Origin of the sequence: Cohnella sp. LGH (genome assembly GCF_017671885.1) — a bacterium.
Lineage (GTDB): Bacteria > Bacillota > Bacilli > Paenibacillales > Paenibacillaceae > Cohnella > Cohnella phaseoli.
The window spans coordinates 4,145,975-4,163,257 of sequence record NZ_CP072117.1 but is presented as its reverse complement, the minus strand read 5'-3'; the positions used below and the strand labels follow the sequence as shown (position 1 = coordinate 4,163,257).

Below are 17,283 nucleotides of genomic sequence, written 5' to 3'. Positions count from 1 at the left end.
GTCGATGCGCAGTCAGGAAGCTACGTGCTTCCGGCGTGCGCATCGGCCTTTTTTTGCGCTTGCGATTTTTGAACGACTTCATAAAGAGGGGCGTTAGCGCATATGTTTACCGTATAGGAGGGAGGACCGCCCAATGATGCGTGTAAGTCGAAAGCTGCGCAAATGGACCGCGACGATTCTCGATCTGCCGCAGGATGTCGCGCTGGACTTGCCGCGCATCACGATGATCGGGGGCCTTCAATTGACGGTGGAAAATCACCGGGGCATCCTTCACTTCTCTCCGGATACGCTCAGACTTGCAATGGACGGCGGGGAAATGGAGATAACGGGCCAAGATTTGGTCATCCGCAATATCAGGGCGGAGGAAGTGTTCGTGGAAGGAAGGATACTGGGCGTTCAACTGCATGTAAAAGGGAAACCGTCAGGCTGAACGTCGGAGAGACAGGCGTTTTGCCGTCTTGCGGCCCGGCCGGAGCGCGATCGGAACGCTCTCCGCCGCGGCGCGCGGGGCGGCGTCCGGTCGCTCGGAACCGGACAAGCTCTATGCGGGGAGGGAGCAATTATGAAGGGGAACTGGGTCGCGTATGCGCGCGGTTACGTATGGGTCAAGCTGATCGGAGAAGGGGCGGAACGATTCGTCAATGCGGCGGCGCAGGAGCGGATCGACCTGTGGAATATTTCGTTTTCGCCTGCCGGAGAGCTGACATGCGGGGTATCGATCCCCGATTTTTTTCGGATGCGTCCGCTGCTTAAGAAGAGCGGCTGCCGCACTCGAATTGTATCCAGGCACGGTCTGCCGTTCAAAATGGCCAGACTGTCGCGCCGTAAGACGTTCGCGGGCGGAATGCTCGCGTTTGTGCTTGCGCTGTTTGTGCTGTCCACATTAATCTGGGACGTGAAGGTGGAAGGAAATTCGGCGATCCCCGAGGAGCAAATTCGTCAGGCGGCGAGAGCGGAGGGCATTTACGGCTATCAATGGTCGTTCAGGCTCGCTAACGCAGCCTCCCTGTCGCAGCGTCTTGCTCTTCGCCTGCCCGAGGCGGCCTGGGTCGGCGTGGACAAGCGCGGAACGTCCATTACGATTACGGTCGTCGAATCGACGAAGCCGGAGGCCAAGGCGCTGGAAGGGCCGCGCCATCTCGTCGCCAAGACGGATGCGGTTATCACCCGCATCGTGGCGGAGAACGGCAGGCCGCAGGTGGAACGCAATGACAGGGTGCGCAAGGGCGACATTCTTATCTCCGGCGTGTTGGGCAACGAGACAAACAGCAAACACGTCGTGTCCAAGGGCAAGGTGATGGGGCTTGTCTGGCACGAATACCGGATTTCCTCCCCGCTGCAGTCGGCGACGAGAAATTTGACCGGCGAATCCACGGAGCGGAGCTACCTGATAATCGGTAACCGCGCTTTGCAGATTTCAGGATACGGCGCGCCTGCCTTCGAGCAATCGCAAATTCGTACAACGATCAAAAAAGCTCAGCTCTGGAACAAGATTTTGCCGTTCGGAACGATGAAGGAGCTTGAGCAGGAAGTCGTCGAAATCGGCAAGAAGCTTACTCCCGTCGAGGCGAAAGAGGTCGGATTGGCGCAAGCGAGAGCGGAATTGCTGGCGAAGGCGGGCAAAGATGCGACAATTAAAGCGGAAAACATTTTGCATGAACAAACCGAGAATGGTAAAGTGATGTTAACCGTTCTTTTTGAGGTGGAACAATCTATCGAGGTCGAACGTCCAATCTCGTAGCGGATAGAGTTTAGGGGGAATGAGTTTTTTTGACTGAACTGAAGCATTCGACGACAATCCCGCTCCAGAACGCGGCGGAGGGGCTGGCTCTGTTCGGCCCGCAGGACAAGTTTTTGCGCTTGATCGAGAAGGAGACCGTGTCGCTGATCCGATCCCGAGACGCGGAGATTTATATTGAAGGTCCCGAGGAAGAGGTCCGTTCCTTGCAGCAGCTGTTCGAGACGCTGATCCAACTCGTACAGAGCGGGCTGCAGCTTAGCGAACGCGACGTTCGCTACGCGCTCGAGCTGTCGCGCGAGATGAAAGCGGACGAGCTGCTCTCGTTGTTCAAGGGTGAGATTACGCATACTTTCCGCGGCAAGCCGATTGTTCCGAAGACGCTGGGACAGCGCCACTATGTGACGACGATCCGCAAGAAGGATATCGTGTTCGGCATCGGTCCCGCCGGTACGGGCAAGACTTATCTCGCCGTTATGTGCGCCATCGCGGCTTTGAAGGAAGGCCGGGTTAAGCGCATACTGCTCACTCGTCCGGCCGTCGAAGCAGGGGAAAATCTCGGATTTCTGCCCGGAGACCTGCAGGAGAAGGTAGACCCGTATCTAAGACCGCTGTACGACGCCCTTAACGACGCGCTCGGCGTCGAAGGAGTGGCCAAGGCGATGGAACGCGGTCAGATCGAAATCGCCCCGCTCGCCTACATGAGAGGGCGCACGCTGGACGATTCGTTCGTCATTTTGGACGAAGCGCAGAACACGACGCCCGAGCAGATGAAGATGTTTCTGACAAGGCTGGGCTTCGGCTCCCGGATGGTAATTACCGGCGACGTGACCCAGATCGATTTGCCGAAAGGCAAAAAGTCCGGGCTGATGGAGGCGGAGCGGATTCTTCGCGCCATCGAGGAGATCGGCATCGTGTATTTCACCGACCAGGACGTCGTCAGGCATGCGCTCGTGCAGAAAATCATATTGGCCTACAACGCGGACAGCGAACAATAAATAACCCTTAAGGGAGGGGAGTGCCGGATGAGTCGAAACAATAGCGGCCAGCCTAGCAATCCGCTTACCTTGTCCGGGGCAGCGGCAGGATGGAAGAACAGCGCGGCGATGCGCTGGCTCCTGCTTCTGCTTTTTGTGTTTTTGTTTTACTTCAGTCTGGCTCCGCGGATCGTTCCGGAGACGTACGACATTACGCTTAATGCCAAGGCGGATAAGGATATCCGCGCGCCGCGCCAAGAGGTTGACGAGAAGGCGACCTTGCAGGCGCAGGAGGATGCGGCGAACGGTGTGCCCGACATGTATTCGATCGTGCAGCTCAAGAACGAGGTGCTCGTGAACGAACTGTTCGCCAGAATCGAAGAACTGAACATGGACGACCAAATTACCGAAGCGGACCGAGTCGACATCTTCCGCCGGGTCATTCCGGAGCGGGTCGACCAGTACGTAGCCAGCTTCGTCATCTCCAGCCGCAATTCGGAGGCGTATTCGGCGGAGCTGCTGGCCGAGATGCAGCGGGTCGTCGCCGCGCAGAAATACGCCATTCCAGAGGAAACCTATTACAAGATCCCGCGCATGTCGCCCGAACAGCTCCAAGAGATGCGCGGGGTAGCCCGCGACGTCGTGCGGAGGCTGACGATCGAGTCGCTCGCGAATGCGGAAACCGGCCGTACGAAGGTAGCCGAGCTCGTGAACGCCAGCTCCCTGTCGCTTAAGACGGAGCGGGAGATCGTACAGGAGCTGGCGCGGCTGGCGATTACGCCGAACAAGTTCTATGACAAGAAGGAAACCGAGACCGCGAGGATGAAAGCGAAGGAGAATACGCCTCAGGTCGTGATCAAGCAAGGAGATATCGTCGTCAAAAAAGGGCAGGTCATTTCGGAGGCGCTCTACGAGAAACTCGACGGAATGGGGCTGCTGCAGGAGCGCAAAAACTATTGGCCGCAGCTCGGCACGCTGCTGCTGTCCGTCATCCTGACGCTCGCATTGTACGTTTACGGCGAGTTAACGTCGGCGTCGACGATTCTGAGGAAGACGAACGCGCACTGGGTTATGCTGCTGCTGATCTTCGCTCTGAATCTTCTGTTCATGCACTTGGTCGCGCTGACGTACAGCGCGGATTGGCCGTTCGTCGGCTACCTGGCGCCGATCGCCATGGGCGGCATGCTCGTCACGCTGCTGCTGGACATGCATCTCGGCTTGGTCAGCTCGCTCCTGTTTACGCTGCTGGCCAGCGTTATTCTCAACGTTGAACAGAAGTTTATGTTTGATTTCCATTATGGTTTCGTAGCCGCCGTCGTTTCCTTTACGGCCGTGCTTGCGATCCATAAGGCGAGTCAGCGCTCGTCGATTCTGAAGGCGGGAATTATGGTCAGCCTGTTCGGCTCGGTCGCGGTGCTGGCGCTTATGCTGGTCAATCCGGAGCCAAGCCGTTCGGACTTGCTGCAATCCGTTATCTTTATGCTCGCGAGCGGACTGCTGACGGCGGTGCTGGTAATCGGGCTGATGCCGTTCTTCGAAGTGACGTTCGGCATTTTGTCCGCGCTGAAGCTGGTCGAGCTGTCCAATCCGAACCACCCGCTGCTGCGCAAGCTGCTGACCGAAACCCCGGGAACCTACCATCACAGCTTGATGGTCGGCAATTTGTCGGAGACGGCCGCCGAGGCGGTCGGAGCGAACGGACTGCTGTGCCGCGTCGGCTCGTTCTACCACGATGTCGGCAAGACGAAGCGACCGCTTTATTTTATCGAAAACCAGAACGCTTCCGGCAATCCGCATGATAAGCTAGACCCGAAGGTGAGCGCCTCGATTATCGTCGCGCATGCCAGGGATGGGGCGGACATGCTGAAGGCCCACAAGCTGCCCAAGCCGATTCGCGACATTGCCGAGCAGCACCACGGCTCTACTTTCTTGAAATATTTTTACTATAAGGCGGTTAAACAAGCGCAGGAGCAGGGGAAGGAAATCGACTTTACCGAGGACGATTACCGCTATCCCGGACCTAAAGCGCAATCGAAGGAGGCGGCGATCGTCGGCATCGCCGACTGCGTGGAAGCCGCCGTTCGTTCGCTCAACCATCCGAAGGTGGAACAAATCGAAGAGATGATCGCCAAAATTATTAAAGATCGGCTGGACGATCATCAATTCAACGAATGCGATCTGACGATGAAGGAGCTCGACAAGATCGCCCAGACGCTTAAGGAAGCGGTCATCGGCATGTTCCATTCTCGGATCGAATATCCGGACGACAAACAGTTGAAGCAGGCGAAGGAAGCTACGGACGACGCCAGAGAAGCAAAGGAGAACTAGAGGATGACTTTAAGTCTGGAATGGCTCGACGAACGCGAAGGCGGGGGCGGAGAGCGCGAAGAGAAATGGATCGATCTGCTGGAGAAGCTGCTGGTCATTGCCGGTCGCAAGGAGGAAGTCGAGCGGGGAATCGTCACGTTGACGCTGACGGACGACGAAGGCATTCGCGAGTTGAATCGCCAATACCGCGGATTGGACAAGCCGACGGACGTGCTCAGCTTCTCGCTGATCGAGGGCGAGCAGGCAGAGATTCGCTACGAGGATGAATACGAGTCCTCCGAGGAAGGGGAAGACGGCTGGGAGGACGAGGAGAAGGCGGGAGATCCGTTCTCGGATCTGCTCGGCGACATCGTCGTCTCCGTTCCGCGAGCGGAAGCGCAGGCCGAAGAGTACGGACACAGCTTCGAGCGCGAACTGGGCTTCCTGTTCGTGCACGGGTTTCTGCATTTGCTCGGTTATGATCACGGCGACGAGGCCGAAGAGAAAGCGATGTTCTCCAAGCAGGAAGAGGTATTGCGGGAAGCGGGCCTCTTGCGATGAGCGGCTGGCGTTCGCGCGAAGCCCGAGCGTTTCGCAGCGCGTGGGCGGGCCTGATCGGGGCATTGCGGGACGAACGTCATATGCGATTTCATGCGGTTGCCGCTACAGTCGTCATTCTGTTGGGGCTCTGGCTGGAAGTCTCGCGTACGGATTGGCTGTGGCTGCTGCTTGCCATAGCCGGCGTCTGGTCGGCGGAGTTGTTCAACACCGCCATTGAACGGACGGTGGATCGAATCTCTACCGAGACGCATCCGCTGGCGCGGGCGGCCAAAGATTCGGCCGCGGGAGCGGTGCTCGTTATGGCCATATTCGCCCTTGCGGTGGGGCTGATCGTGCTTGGACCTCCTCTGTGGCGAATGATTGTTCATGCCTAGCAAATCGCTAGAGGCAATAGCGCGGAAAATAATCGGAGGCTGGACATATGGAACTGGAAAGTGTAGGCGTAACCAAAGAGAGGCTTGTCGAAGAGGCTTCCAAAGCTCGCAGTAAAGCGTATGTGCCGTATTCGCGGTTCGCGGTCGGCGCCGTCGTCGTCGATGCGGACGGCAACCTGCATCACGGCTGCAATGTGGAGAATGCCGCTTACGGGCCGACGAACTGCGCGGAGCGAACCGCTCTGTTCCGGGCGATCGCGGACGGGCGGCAGGCCGGCGAATTCCGGGCCATCGCCGTCATCGGCGACACCGAGCAGCCGATCGCTCCCTGCGGCGTTTGCCGGCAGGTGCTGCTCGAGCTGTGCGAGCCGGATATGCCGGTATTGCTGGCCAACGTGCGCGGAGATACGAGGGTAACGACGGTAGCGGAATTGCTGCCGGGAGCGTTCTCGCCGCGCGATCTGAACAACCGAGAGGCTGTCGAAGGAGAGTAAGAGATGCAGAAGAAAGGCTTCAAATCGGGCTTCGTCGCCATCGTCGGACGTCCGAACGTCGGCAAGTCGACGCTGATGAACCAAGCGATCGGCCAGAAAATCGCGATCATGTCGGATAAGCCGCAGACGACGCGCAACAAAATCCACGGCGTCTATACAACGGACGACATGCAAATTGTTTTCCTCGATACGCCCGGCATCCATAAGCCGAACTCCAAGCTCGGCAACTATATGGTCAAGGCGGCGGAAGGCGCGCTGAACGAAGTGGATGCGATTTTGTTTCTGACCGACGTAACCGAACCGATCGGCGGCGGCGATCGCTACATTATGGAACAACTCAAGAAGGTCACAGATACGCCGGTGTTTCTCGTATTAAACAAAATCGATAAAATTCACCCGGAAGCGATGCTGCCGGTAATCGAAAAATTTCGCAAACAGATGGATTTTACGGAAATCGTACCGGTATCCGCCCTGCAGGGCAACAATGTGAATGCGCTGCTTGAGCAGGTTTCCAAGTATTTGAAGGAAGGCCCGATGTACTATCCGGCCGACCAGATTACCGACCACCCCGAGCAATTTGTCTGCGCCGAGCTCATTCGCGAGAAGTTGCTGCAGCTGACAAGGGAAGAAATTCCGCACTCGATCGCGGTAGAGATCGAAAGCATGAGCGTTGCGGACAACGGACTTGTAAACATTGGGGCCGTCATTTACGTCGAACGGGATTCGCAGAAGGGGATCATTATCGGCAAAAACGGCGGGCTGTTGAAAGAGGTAGGCAAGCTGGCCCGTCTCGATATGGAACGATTGCTCGGATCGAAAATTTTTCTCGAGCTGTGGGTTAAGGTCAACAAAGACTGGCGCAACCGCGAGTCGATCTTAAAGACGCTTGGCTACAGAGAAGATTAAAGCGAGAGTAGAATAACCGCTATAAGGGTTTCGGAGCCACATGCATAAATGTGTCAGGCATACGACGGGGGCTCCCGTGACATCCTAATCCTCGAAGGTGCAGGTCATTTTCGCCCGGAGAGGATGAGGCGCGGTGCGGGATTTCACGTGGCACGTGTTTACGCAAACCGGCGATATCGAAGCTTATCTGCTTTATAAAGAAGTGCACAATCTCGGAGCTTCAGAACCCGGCGCGGGCGCCGGGCTCGAGGAAGGCGAGATCGACGTCGCGAACGAGGAATGAGAGCCGATGCTGTATCGGGCGGAAGGGATAGTCATTCGCAGCACCGATTACGGGGAAGGGAATAAAATCGTCACCCTGCTTACGCCGACTTTCGGCAAGCAGGGCATTGTCGTGCGCGGGGCGAAAAAATTAAAGAGTCGTTACGGCGCGTTGGCGCAGCTATTTACATACGGAGATTATTCGTATTATAAGAACGGTACGCTTGGCACATTGAATAGCGGGGAAATCATCGAATCTTTTCAGGAGCTGAGACAGGGGCTGGAAGGACCTGCCTATGCGGTTTATGCAGCGGAGTTGACCGATCGCGCCATCAACGACGACGAAGCCGCCGCCTACTTGTTCCACCAGTTGAAAGCCTGCCAGACGGCTTTGGTTGAAGGGAAAGATCCGCAAATTGTCGTCAAAGCCTACGAGATGAAGGTGTTTGCCGCGGCGGGCTACGCGCCGATGCTCGACGAATGCGTCAGCTGCGGCAGAACGGATGCGCCGTTTTATTTCAGCGCAGCCGGGGGCGGCGCGCTATGCCGGGCGTGCAAATCGCGAGATCCGGGCGCGCTTGAGCTCCAGGACGGCGTATGGAAACTAATGCGCGTGTTTCTTGCGCTGGACATGCGCAGATTGGGGAGCATCGCGGTTAAGGAAAGCACCAAACAGCAGTTGCAGCTTGCGCTGCGCAGATGGATGGACACCCATCTGAACTTGAATCTGAAATCGCGAGGGTTTCTCGATCAGTTGGAGAAATACGGCGATCTGCTGGGCATGGCTCCAAACCCGGCTCCGGTCGAGAGAAGAGCGGAGCCCCCTTCGGAAGAGGAATCCAAAGAGACGGGAACGCGGGAGGACGGAGCCGTTTGACAGGTCGCTCCACAGTAGTTTAGAATGTTGTCATAGTTTATATTCTCTGCGAAGGAGAGAGTAGCCGAACTTTTTGCGGTCAATGCAGCGAGCCGGGGACGGTGCAAGCCCGGAGACGCAAGTCGGCGAAAGGCACTCTGGAGAGATCGGATTGCAAGAGGAGGGTTTTCCGGCACGATGCGCCACAAGGGCTTTGGCCCCCAGCGTCGACAGGAAACCAAGTAGGGTGGAACCGCGGGAATGTTCAGCTCCCGTCCCTATGTCTGCCGTGGCGGACGTGGGACCGGAGTTTTTTTGCGCTTTTCGCGCCGGGATCCCAGTTCGGCTCGTTCTTGAACAGATCTGTCAAAAGGAGAGAACAAGGATGAATTTTCAGCAAATGACGCTAACGCTGCAGCAATTCTGGGGCGAACAAAACTGTATCGTCGTGCAGCCTTACGACACGGAGAAGGGCGCGGGGACGATGAACCCGATGACGTTCCTGCGGTCGATCGGCCCGGAGCCTTGGAACGTCGCGTACGTCGAGCCGTCCAGGCGTCCTGCCGACGGCCGCTATGGCGAGAACCCTAACCGGCTGTATCAGCATCATCAATTCCAGGTCATTATGAAGCCGTCTCCGGACAACATTCAAGAGCTGTATTTGGAGAGCCTGAAGCGGCTCGGCATAGATCCTCTGCACCACGACATTCGCTTCGTTGAGGATAACTGGGAGGCTCCGACGCTCGGCGCTTGGGGACTAGGCTGGGAAGTGTGGCTGGACGGAATGGAAGTGACCCAGTTTACTTACTTCCAGCAGGTAGGCGGCATCGATTGCCACCCGGTAGCGGTCGAGATCACTTACGGGATGGAACGGCTTGCTTCTTATATTCAAGATAAAGAAAACGTGTTCGATCTAGAGTGGGTCAACGGCGTGACATACGGCGACGTATTTAAGCAGCCCGAGTACGAGCATTCCAAATATACGTTCGAAGTGTCCGACGCTGCGATGCTGTTTCAGCTGTTCTCGACCTATGAGGCCGAAGCGAAGCGCGCGATGGCCGAGAATCTTGTGTTTCCGGCCTATGACTACGTGCTGAAGTGTTCGCATGCGTTTAACCTGTTGGACGCTCGCGGGGCGATCAGCGTTACCGAGCGAACCGGCTACATCACGAGAGTGCGGAATTTGGCCCGTCAGGTCGCGGCCACGTATTTGCAAGAGCGGGAGCGGCTTGAATTCCCGTTGCTGAAGAAAGGAGCGGCGAACAATGGCTAAGGACTTACTGCTGGAGATCGGAATGGAAGAAGTGCCTGCCCGCTTCGTGCGCGCGGCGATGGAGCAATTGCAGGACAAAACGGTCAAATGGCTGACCGACAGCCGGCTTGCCTACAGCGAAGTGAAAGCTTATGCGACGCCTCGTCGCCTGGCTGTGCTCGTAACGGGTTTGGCTGATAAGCAAGAGGATGTCACCGAAGACGTGAAAGGACCGTCCCGCAAAATCGCCTACGACGAGAACGGAGCGTGGAGCAAGCCGGCGCTTGGATTCGCGAGAAGCCAGGGGGCCGATCCTGACTCGCTGTTTATTCGCGATGTTGCCGGAGTAGAGTATGTCTTCGCCACTAAGAGCAGTCTCGGCGTCGAGACGGCTTCGCTGTTGCCCGAAGCGCTGCCGTCGCTCGTAACTTCGCTCACCTTCCCTAAAAATATGAGATGGGGCGATCACGAGCTGCGCTACGTGCGTCCGATCCGCTGGCTCGTCGCGCTTCACGGCGACCGGGTCGTGCCGTTCGAAATCGCCGGAGTCGCTTCCGACAATGTAACGCGTGGCCATCGCTTCCTTGGCAAGGAAGCCGTCGTTGCGGAGCCGTCTTCCTATGTCGAAGTTCTGCGTGCGCAACACGTCATTGTTGACGTCGAGGAGCGCCGCAAAGCAATCCTGACGGGGATCGAAAGCCTGGCGGAAGAACGGGGCTGGACGATCGGCATTAAGGACGACTTGCTCGAAGAGGTGTTGTTCCTCGTCGAGACGCCGTCCGCGTTAGCGGGTTCGTTCGATCCGAGCTTCCTGGACATTCCTCAGGAAGTGCTCATTACGTCAATGCGCGAACATCAGCGCTATTTCCCGGTATTCGACGGAGAAGGACGGCTGCTTCCGCATTTCGTAACGGTGCGTAACGGCGATCGAACATCGATCGACGTCGTGGCCAAAGGCAACGAGAAGGTGCTTAGAGCCCGTTTGTCCGATGCCAAGTTTTTCTATGAAGAAGACAAGAGGCTGGTCATCGCGGATGCGCTGGCCAAGCTTGAAAATATCGTATACCACGAAGAACTCGGCACGGTTGCGGACAAAGTTCGCCGCGTGCGCGCCGTTGCCGATCGCATCGCCGCTCAGCTGCGTCTTGAGCCTTCCGCAGCCAAGGATATCGCTCGGACGGCCGATATTTGCAAATTCGATCTCGTGTCTCAGATGGTGTACGAGTTTCCGGAGCTGCAAGGCATTATGGGCGAAGATTACGCCCGTCTTGCCGGAGAGCGCGAAACCGTCGCTCGGGCGATCAACGAGCATTACTCGCCGCGCAACGCGGGCGACAAGCCGGCTGCTTCGCTCGTCGGCGCGGTCGTCGGCATCGCCGACAAGCTGGATACGATTGCCGGCTGCTTCTCTATCGGCATCATTCCGACCGGCTCTCAGGATCCTTACGCACTGCGCCGCCAGGCGGCCGGCATCGTCAATACGCTGCTGGCGCACGAGCTGGAAATTACGCTCGACGAGCTGTTCCGCATCGCCCTTAGCGTACTCGCAGAGAGAGGGTTGAAGCGCGAAGCTTCCGAGGTCGCCAAGGATATGCAAGAGTTTTTCGTGCTCCGCGTGAAAAACGTGCTCTCCGAGCAAGCGATCCGCTACGACGTCGTCGATGCGGTGCTGGGGGCGGGAGCGGGCGACGTACGCCGCACAGTGCTGCGCGCCAGCGCCCTGCAGGAGGCGACAACCGACGAAGCGAAGGCGGATTTCCGGCCGGCTGTCGAAGCGTTCAACCGCGTTTGCAATTTGGCGGCTAAAGCCGATTCCAAACAAGTGGACGCCAACCTGTTCGCCGACGAGGCGGAAGGCAAGCTGTACGAGGCTTGGCAGGAGGCCCACGGCCAATTGGTGAAGGCGACGGTTGAGGCCGATTTGGCGGGAGCGCTGTCTGCGCTGTCTGCGCTGAGCGGGCCGATTACGACCTTCTTCGATGCGGTTATGGTCATGGCGGAAGACGAAGCGCTACGCCGCAACCGGCTGGCCATATTGTCTCTTGTCGCCGACGATGTGAAACAATTCGCCGATTTCTCCAAATTGGCGGGATAGCCATTAAATGAAGAAGGGGGCTGATCTCGTGTTCCAGAGAAGCGTTACCGCTCACGTCGTGTCCGACTCGGCGGGAGATACGGGCGAATTGGCCGTGAGAGCGGCCGCGGCGCAATTTCACCCGTTGTCCGTCAACATTCGCCGCTCGGCGTTTATCCAGTCGCGGGAAAGCATCGATTCGGTGCTTGCAGCCGCCCAAGCGGATAAAGGCATTGTGCTGTACACGCTAGTCATCCCTTATCTTAGAGATCATATGGTCGAACAGGCCACCCGCATGAAAATTGCGGCGATCGACCTGCTCGGACCGCTGATCGATCATCTGGAACGAGCGCTCGGACACGAGTCCAGACATGAGCCCGGACTCAACCATGTGCTCGACGAAGACTACTTCCGCAAAGTGGAGGCGGTGGAGTTCGCGGTTCGTTACGACGATGCGCGCGACGTGTCCGGCATTCTCAAAGCGGACGTGGTGCTCGTGGGCGTGTCCCGAACCTCGAAGACGCCGTTGTCGATGGTGTTGGCGCACAAAATGTTCAAGGTGGCTAACGTCCCGCTTATTCCTGAGCTCGTCCCGCCGAAGGAGCTTTATCTGGCTTCGCCGAAGAAGGTGATCGGACTGACGATCAATCCGGATTCGTTGAACGCGATCCGCAAGGAGCGGCTAAAGGCGATCGGCTTGCCGGATTCCGCGCCGTATGCAACGTCCGAGCGCATCATGAAGGAGCTGGAACATGCCCGTCAGGTGATGAACAAGATCGGGTGCATCGTTATCGACGTCTCCAACAAAGCGGTCGAAGAAACGGCGAGCATTATCCTCGAGCATTTTCAACGGTAACGTCCGACGCCGAATGGCGGGCATTCGCAGCGAAGAGAACCGCGAGGTTCTCTTTTGCCGATTAAGTCGAATTTTAGAAATGATGTCGAATGTGAAGTTTCTTCGCGCGTATTTGGGAAAGCATAAAAAATACCGGGGCTTTGCAGGATTTTGATTCCCGTTAGCGTATATAATACTACGGCAAACTTTGGCTGAAACGCGTGGTGATGTCGATGATTGTCCCGCCCCGTCGGGTTGTGGTGGACGGCGACGCTTGTCCCGTCAAAGCCGAGATCGCCGTAGCCGTCAGGCAATGCGGCGCGACTGCGCTGCTCGTATCCAGTCATGCGCACGTTCTGAATCCCGAGCCCTCCGTCGAAGTCGTGACGGTTGACGCCGGAAACCAGTCGGCGGATCTGTATATTGCCAATGCGCTAAGGCGCGGAGATATTCTCGTTACCGCCGATTACGGTTTGGCCGCCTTGGGATTGGCCAGAGGCGCCTCCGTATTGACGCCGAGAGGCAAGATGATCCGGGAGTCCGATATCGAAGGACTGTTGGAGCAACGTCATTTCTCTGCTCGTTTGCGCCGTGGAGGCGTGCGCACGAAAGGTCCGAGTCCGTTTACGGCCGAGGATCGCGACCGCTTTCAACAAAAACTGACAGTTCTGCTGAAGGGGATGCAGGAGATTCCCGATATATAGCGAATTGTATTATGTGCTAGAAATCAGGTGGTATCATGAGTTACGGAATGATCCCTCAAGAGGTTATTGACGAAGTGCTGCGCCGTCATGAAATCTCGGAGACGGTGGGCAAGTACGTTCATCTAACCAAGAACGGCAAGTATTTGAAGGGGCTGTGCCCCTTTCATTCCGAGAAGACGCCTTCCTTTACGGTGACGCCGGAGAAGCAAATTTTCCATTGTTACGGCTGCGGGAAAGGCGGCAACGTGATCAAGTTCGTCATGGAGATGGAGGGAGAGTCGTTTCCCGAGGCTGTCAAGCTGCTGGCCGAAGAAGCCGGCATTCCCGTCACCTGGACAAGCTATTCTGCCGAAGACGCCTCTCCGGTGCAGAAAGAGAAGCGGATTCTGCAGGAAGCCCACGACTACAGCGCGAAGCTGTACCATTATCTTCTGCAGAACTTGGAGGTGGCGAAGCCTGCCAAAGCCTACTTGCAGTCGCGCGGCTTGGACGACGCCTTGATCGAGCAATTCGGAATCGGTTACGCTCCGCCGAGATGGGATACGTTGACCCAGGCGCTGGAACGCAAACAATTTCCGGCGAGCGAGATGGAGGCCGGGGGCTTGCTGTCCAAGCGTCAGGACGCCGAGGGGTATGTGGATCGGTTCCGCGATCGGATCATGTTTCCCATTCACGATGTTAGAGGGCAGACGATCGCGTTCGGGGGGCGACTGTTGTCGGACGGGCAGCCGAAGTACTTGAACTCGCCGGAGACGGCGCTGTTCAGCAAGAGCCGCACGCTGTATCGGCTGCACGAAGCGCGTTCAGCCATTCGCAAATCCGGACAGGTCGTTCTGCTGGAAGGATACATGGACGTGATCAAAGCCTGGTCCGCCGGCGTTCGCAACGGAGTGGCCACGATGGGAACCGCTCTGACCGCCGAGCATGCGGCTGTGCTTCGAAGATTCGCGGAGGAAGCGGTCATCTGCTACGACGGCGACGATGCCGGGCAAGCCGCGGCCCGCAAGAGCATTCCGCTGCTGGAAGAAGCCGGATTCCGGGTGCGGGTGTCCCTGCTTCCGAATCGGATGGATCCCGACGAATACGTGACGTCCTACGGGGCGGAAGCGTTCGTCAGAGAGATCATCGAAGGCGCTGTTTCAGCAGTCAAATTTCAGCTTATATATTTGAGGAAATCCCATATACTCCTAGAAGAAGATGGAAGGATTCGGTATTTGCGCGATGCGGTTCGGATCGTAGCCGTCCGGAACTCTCCGATGGAGCGCGAGCTTCTGCTCAAGGAGTTGGCTCAGGAGTTCGGGGTTGCCCTCGATACGCTGAAACAGGAATGCCTGGAGTACAGACAGCGGGAGAAATTGGAAAGCGCAAGGGATATTCCGGCCGGATCGTGGAATAATGTATGGAATGGAAACAACTTCGCATCCAAAACTCCGCCGTTAGGAGCCGCGCACGTGAACGCGGAACGCCAACTGCTCTCCTGGATGATGCAGGACAGAGATGCGGCTCATCTCGTCGAGCAGAAGCTGGGAGATCGTTTTCACGTGGAGGATCATGCGGCCTTGGCAGCTTATTTATATGCTTATTACGCTCAGAACAATGATCCTGACGTTGGCCGATTCGTAACGACGCTGCAGGACGACCGTCTGGAACGAATGGCCAGCGTAATCGCAATGATAGACGTTCCGTACGGCGAACGGGAGCTGGAAGATTGCATTCGAACGATCGGTCGAGCTTCGCAAGACCGGGAGTACGAGCGTTTGACCGAAGAGTTGAAGCGTGCGTCGCGGGAAGGCGATCAAGCGCGGGTACTACAATTGGGTATAGAGATTATCGCCCTGGAAAAGCAGCGCAAGATGTCGTAGCAGCGCGGTTTCCCGGGGAGGAGGGAGTCGGTAATGGCAAACGATCAACACACCGGACTGGAAACGGAATCGACACTGGAGCAGGTCAAAGCCCAGCTTATCGAACAAGGCAAGAAAAAATCTTCCTTGACCTATAAAGACATCATGGAGAAGCTGTCTCCATTCGATCAGGACCCCGAGCAAATCGACGAGTTCTTCGAGCAATTGGCCGATATCGGCATCGAGGTATCCAATGATCATGACGATATGGGACGTCACGGAGGCGACGAGGACGAGCGCGACGAATTTAATTTCGACGACGATCTGAGCTTGCCGCCCGGTATTAAGATCAACGATCCCGTTCGGATGTACTTGAAGGAAATCGGGCGCGTACCGCTGTTAGGAGCGGATGACGAAGTTGAACTCGCCAAGAAAATCGAGATCGGCGGTCCGGACGGAGAAGAAGCGAAGAAGCGGCTGGCTGAGGCCAATCTTCGTCTTGTCGTCAGCATCGCGAAGCGTTATGTCGGGCGGGGAATGCTGTTCCTGGATTTGATTCAAGAGGGAAATATGGGGCTGCTTAAAGCTGTAGAGAAATTCGACTACGATAAAGGCTTTAAGTTCAGTACCTATGCGACCTGGTGGATTCGGCAGGCGATTACCCGGGCGATCGCGGATCAGGCGAGAACGATCCGGATTCCGGTTCACATGGTGGAAACGATCAACAAGCTGATCCGAGTATCCCGTCAACTGCTTCAGGAGCTGGGCCGCGAGCCGACGCCGGAAGAAATTGCCGAGCAGATGGAGCTTAGCGTAGATAAAGTGCGGGAAATTATGAAAATCGCGCAAGAGCCGGTATCTCTGGAAACGCCGATCGGCGAAGAGGACGACTCTCACCTGGGTGATTTCATCGAAGATCAGGAGGCGCTTGCCCCAGCTGACGCCGCCGCTTACGAGCTCCTTAAGGAGCAGTTGGAGGACGTGCTGGATACGTTGACCGAGAGAGAAGAGAACGTGCTGCGTCTGCGCTTCGGATTGGACGACGGACGTACCCGTACGCTGGAAGAGGTCGGCAAGGTGTTCGGCGTTACGCGCGAACGGATTCGCCAGATCGAAGCCAAGGCGCTGCGCAAGCTGCGCCATCCAAGCCGTAGTAAGAGATTGAAGGATTTTCTAGAATAAAGACACAATAAAATTTTTTGCAGAGACCTTGGCCGTTATGGTTGAAGGTCTTTTTGTTCAAACGGTACGAGGAGGCTTGCCGTCATGGCTGCTAATGAGGAAGAGAAACGCAACCTCATCGTGAAGGAAATCGAATCATGGCGCCGAGGCAAGCTGCTGCCGGAGCAGTACTGCGATTTTCTGCTAAATTTGTATTTGGAAGATTTGGACGATCGTCCGCGCGGCATAACCGGCGCTGTTATGAAGAAGATCGGGCAGGCATCGGGCAAAATGTGGTTTCTTTCTTTTGGAATTTTTGCCTTGATTTGCTTCGTCGTACTTCATTTTAGCGTGTTTCCTTTGCTATTGCAAATAGCGATTGCGCTCCTCGCGACGGCAGGATTTGTCTATGCGGGATTGAGGCAGCGTGAAAGCAGACCGGCGCGAGGCTACGCATGTCTCGGAGCGGCAATGGCATTCCTGCTCGGAAGCGGGCTGGCGATCGTTGGCCTGCAGTGGGGCTGGGCAAGCTCCGGTCTGCAATGGTTGCTCGGTCTGCTGGCCGTTATCTGGATCGGGGGCGGCATACGGCTGAGATTGGCTTTGCCGCAGTGGCTGGGATGGATGTCCGCTATCGCCTTATATGCTTTGCTCTTGGCCGAGCATGCGCCTGCTTCATCGGTATTCGAAGTGCAAATTTTCTGGATTCCCGCAGCGCTGCTGTTCTGTTGGTTAAGCTGGTTTTTGCATGTTCGACTGGCCTCGGCCGGCACGGCGATGTTTGCCGCGTCTCTCGTACTGTGGTTTATGCCGGAAATCTACTCGGCTCTGTACGGAGTTCGCCCGGAATGGATTCAAATCGAAATTTTGATTAAAATTTTAATCGCGGGTATTGGGATGTTCCGCCTGCGCAAACAATGGATGGAATGGGTTGCATAGAGA

Annotated in this window: 17 protein-coding genes; all 17 read left to right on the top strand. The window is 56.7% G+C overall.

Going from position 1 to position 17,283, the window contains the following annotated elements; all coding sequences use genetic code 11:
- Positions 1 to 133: 133 nt before the first annotated feature.
- Positions 134 to 430 carry a sporulation protein YqfC gene (gene yqfC / locus J4772_RS17975; protein WP_116063494.1) on the top strand — a complete coding sequence of 99 codons (297 nt, stop codon included), beginning with the start codon at positions 134 to 136 and terminating at the stop codon, positions 428 to 430.
- Positions 431 to 562: 132 nt separating this feature from the next.
- Positions 563 to 1,741: a sporulation protein YqfD gene (gene yqfD, locus J4772_RS17970; RefSeq protein WP_116063493.1), complete on the top strand. Its 1,179-nt coding sequence runs from the start codon at positions 563 to 565 to the stop codon at positions 1,739 to 1,741.
- A gap of 29 nt (positions 1,742 to 1,770) precedes the next feature.
- A complete protein-coding gene (locus J4772_RS17965; protein ID WP_181917947.1) occupies positions 1,771 to 2,736 on the top strand; it encodes a PhoH family protein in 966 nt (321 codons plus the stop codon).
- A gap of 27 nt (positions 2,737 to 2,763) precedes the next feature.
- Positions 2,764 to 5,043, top strand: a complete 2,280-nt coding sequence (locus tag J4772_RS17960) for an HD family phosphohydrolase (protein WP_116063492.1) — start codon at positions 2,764 to 2,766, stop codon at positions 5,041 to 5,043.
- A gap of 3 nt (positions 5,044 to 5,046) precedes the next feature.
- Positions 5,047 to 5,583: an rRNA maturation RNase YbeY gene (gene ybeY, locus J4772_RS17955; protein ID WP_209076491.1), complete on the top strand. Its 537-nt coding sequence runs from the start codon at positions 5,047 to 5,049 to the stop codon at positions 5,581 to 5,583.
- Positions 5,580 to 5,957 carry a diacylglycerol kinase family protein gene (locus J4772_RS17950; protein WP_209076489.1) on the top strand — a complete coding sequence of 126 codons (378 nt, stop codon included), beginning with the start codon at positions 5,580 to 5,582 and terminating at the stop codon, positions 5,955 to 5,957. Before ybeY ends, J4772_RS17950 begins: the two co-directional genes overlap by 4 nt.
- A gap of 47 nt (positions 5,958 to 6,004) precedes the next feature.
- Positions 6,005 to 6,451 carry a cytidine deaminase gene (locus J4772_RS17945; RefSeq protein WP_116063489.1) on the top strand — a complete coding sequence of 149 codons (447 nt, stop codon included), beginning with the start codon at positions 6,005 to 6,007 and terminating at the stop codon, positions 6,449 to 6,451.
- Positions 6,452 to 6,454: 3 nt separating this feature from the next.
- On the top strand, positions 6,455 to 7,357 hold the full coding sequence (era, locus tag J4772_RS17940) for a GTPase Era (protein WP_209076488.1): 903 nt from the start codon (positions 6,455 to 6,457) through the stop codon (positions 7,355 to 7,357).
- Positions 7,358 to 7,490: 133 nt separating this feature from the next.
- A complete protein-coding gene (locus tag J4772_RS17935) occupies positions 7,491 to 7,640 on the top strand; it encodes a YqzL family protein (RefSeq protein ID WP_116063487.1) in 150 nt (49 codons plus the stop codon).
- 6 nt (positions 7,641 to 7,646) lie between these two features.
- A complete protein-coding gene (gene recO, locus J4772_RS17930; RefSeq protein ID WP_209076486.1) occupies positions 7,647 to 8,495 on the top strand; it encodes a DNA repair protein RecO in 849 nt (282 codons plus the stop codon).
- Between the two features lie 364 nt (positions 8,496 to 8,859).
- Positions 8,860 to 9,747, top strand: a complete 888-nt coding sequence (gene glyQ / locus J4772_RS17925; protein WP_209076484.1) for a glycine--tRNA ligase subunit alpha — start codon at positions 8,860 to 8,862, stop codon at positions 9,745 to 9,747.
- A complete protein-coding gene (gene glyS / locus J4772_RS17920; protein WP_209076482.1) occupies positions 9,740 to 11,821 on the top strand; it encodes a glycine--tRNA ligase subunit beta in 2,082 nt (693 codons plus the stop codon). The genes glyQ and glyS overlap by 8 nt, the downstream gene beginning before the upstream one ends.
- A 7-nt stretch (positions 11,822 to 11,828) precedes the next feature.
- Positions 11,829 to 12,656 (top strand): pyruvate, water dikinase regulatory protein, encoded by an 828-nt coding sequence (locus tag J4772_RS17915; RefSeq protein ID WP_209076480.1) that lies wholly within the window; start codon positions 11,829 to 11,831, stop codon positions 12,654 to 12,656.
- 212 nt (positions 12,657 to 12,868) lie between these two features.
- Entirely contained in the window at positions 12,869 to 13,339 is a 471-nt protein-coding gene (locus J4772_RS17910; RefSeq protein WP_116063482.1) for a YaiI/YqxD family protein, read from the top strand.
- A gap of 35 nt (positions 13,340 to 13,374) precedes the next feature.
- Positions 13,375 to 15,201 carry a DNA primase gene (dnaG, locus tag J4772_RS17905; protein ID WP_181917946.1) on the top strand — a complete coding sequence of 609 codons (1,827 nt, stop codon included), beginning with the start codon at positions 13,375 to 13,377 and terminating at the stop codon, positions 15,199 to 15,201.
- Positions 15,202 to 15,234: 33 nt separating this feature from the next.
- The gene (rpoD, locus tag J4772_RS17900; RefSeq protein ID WP_094041653.1) at positions 15,235 to 16,362 is read left to right on the top strand and encodes an RNA polymerase sigma factor RpoD; all 1,128 of its coding nucleotides are present in this window, start codon (positions 15,235 to 15,237) and stop codon (positions 16,360 to 16,362) included.
- 84 nt (positions 16,363 to 16,446) lie between these two features.
- On the top strand, positions 16,447 to 17,280 hold the full coding sequence (locus J4772_RS17895; RefSeq protein WP_116063480.1) for a hypothetical protein: 834 nt from the start codon (positions 16,447 to 16,449) through the stop codon (positions 17,278 to 17,280).
- Positions 17,281 to 17,283 lie beyond the last annotated feature (3 nt).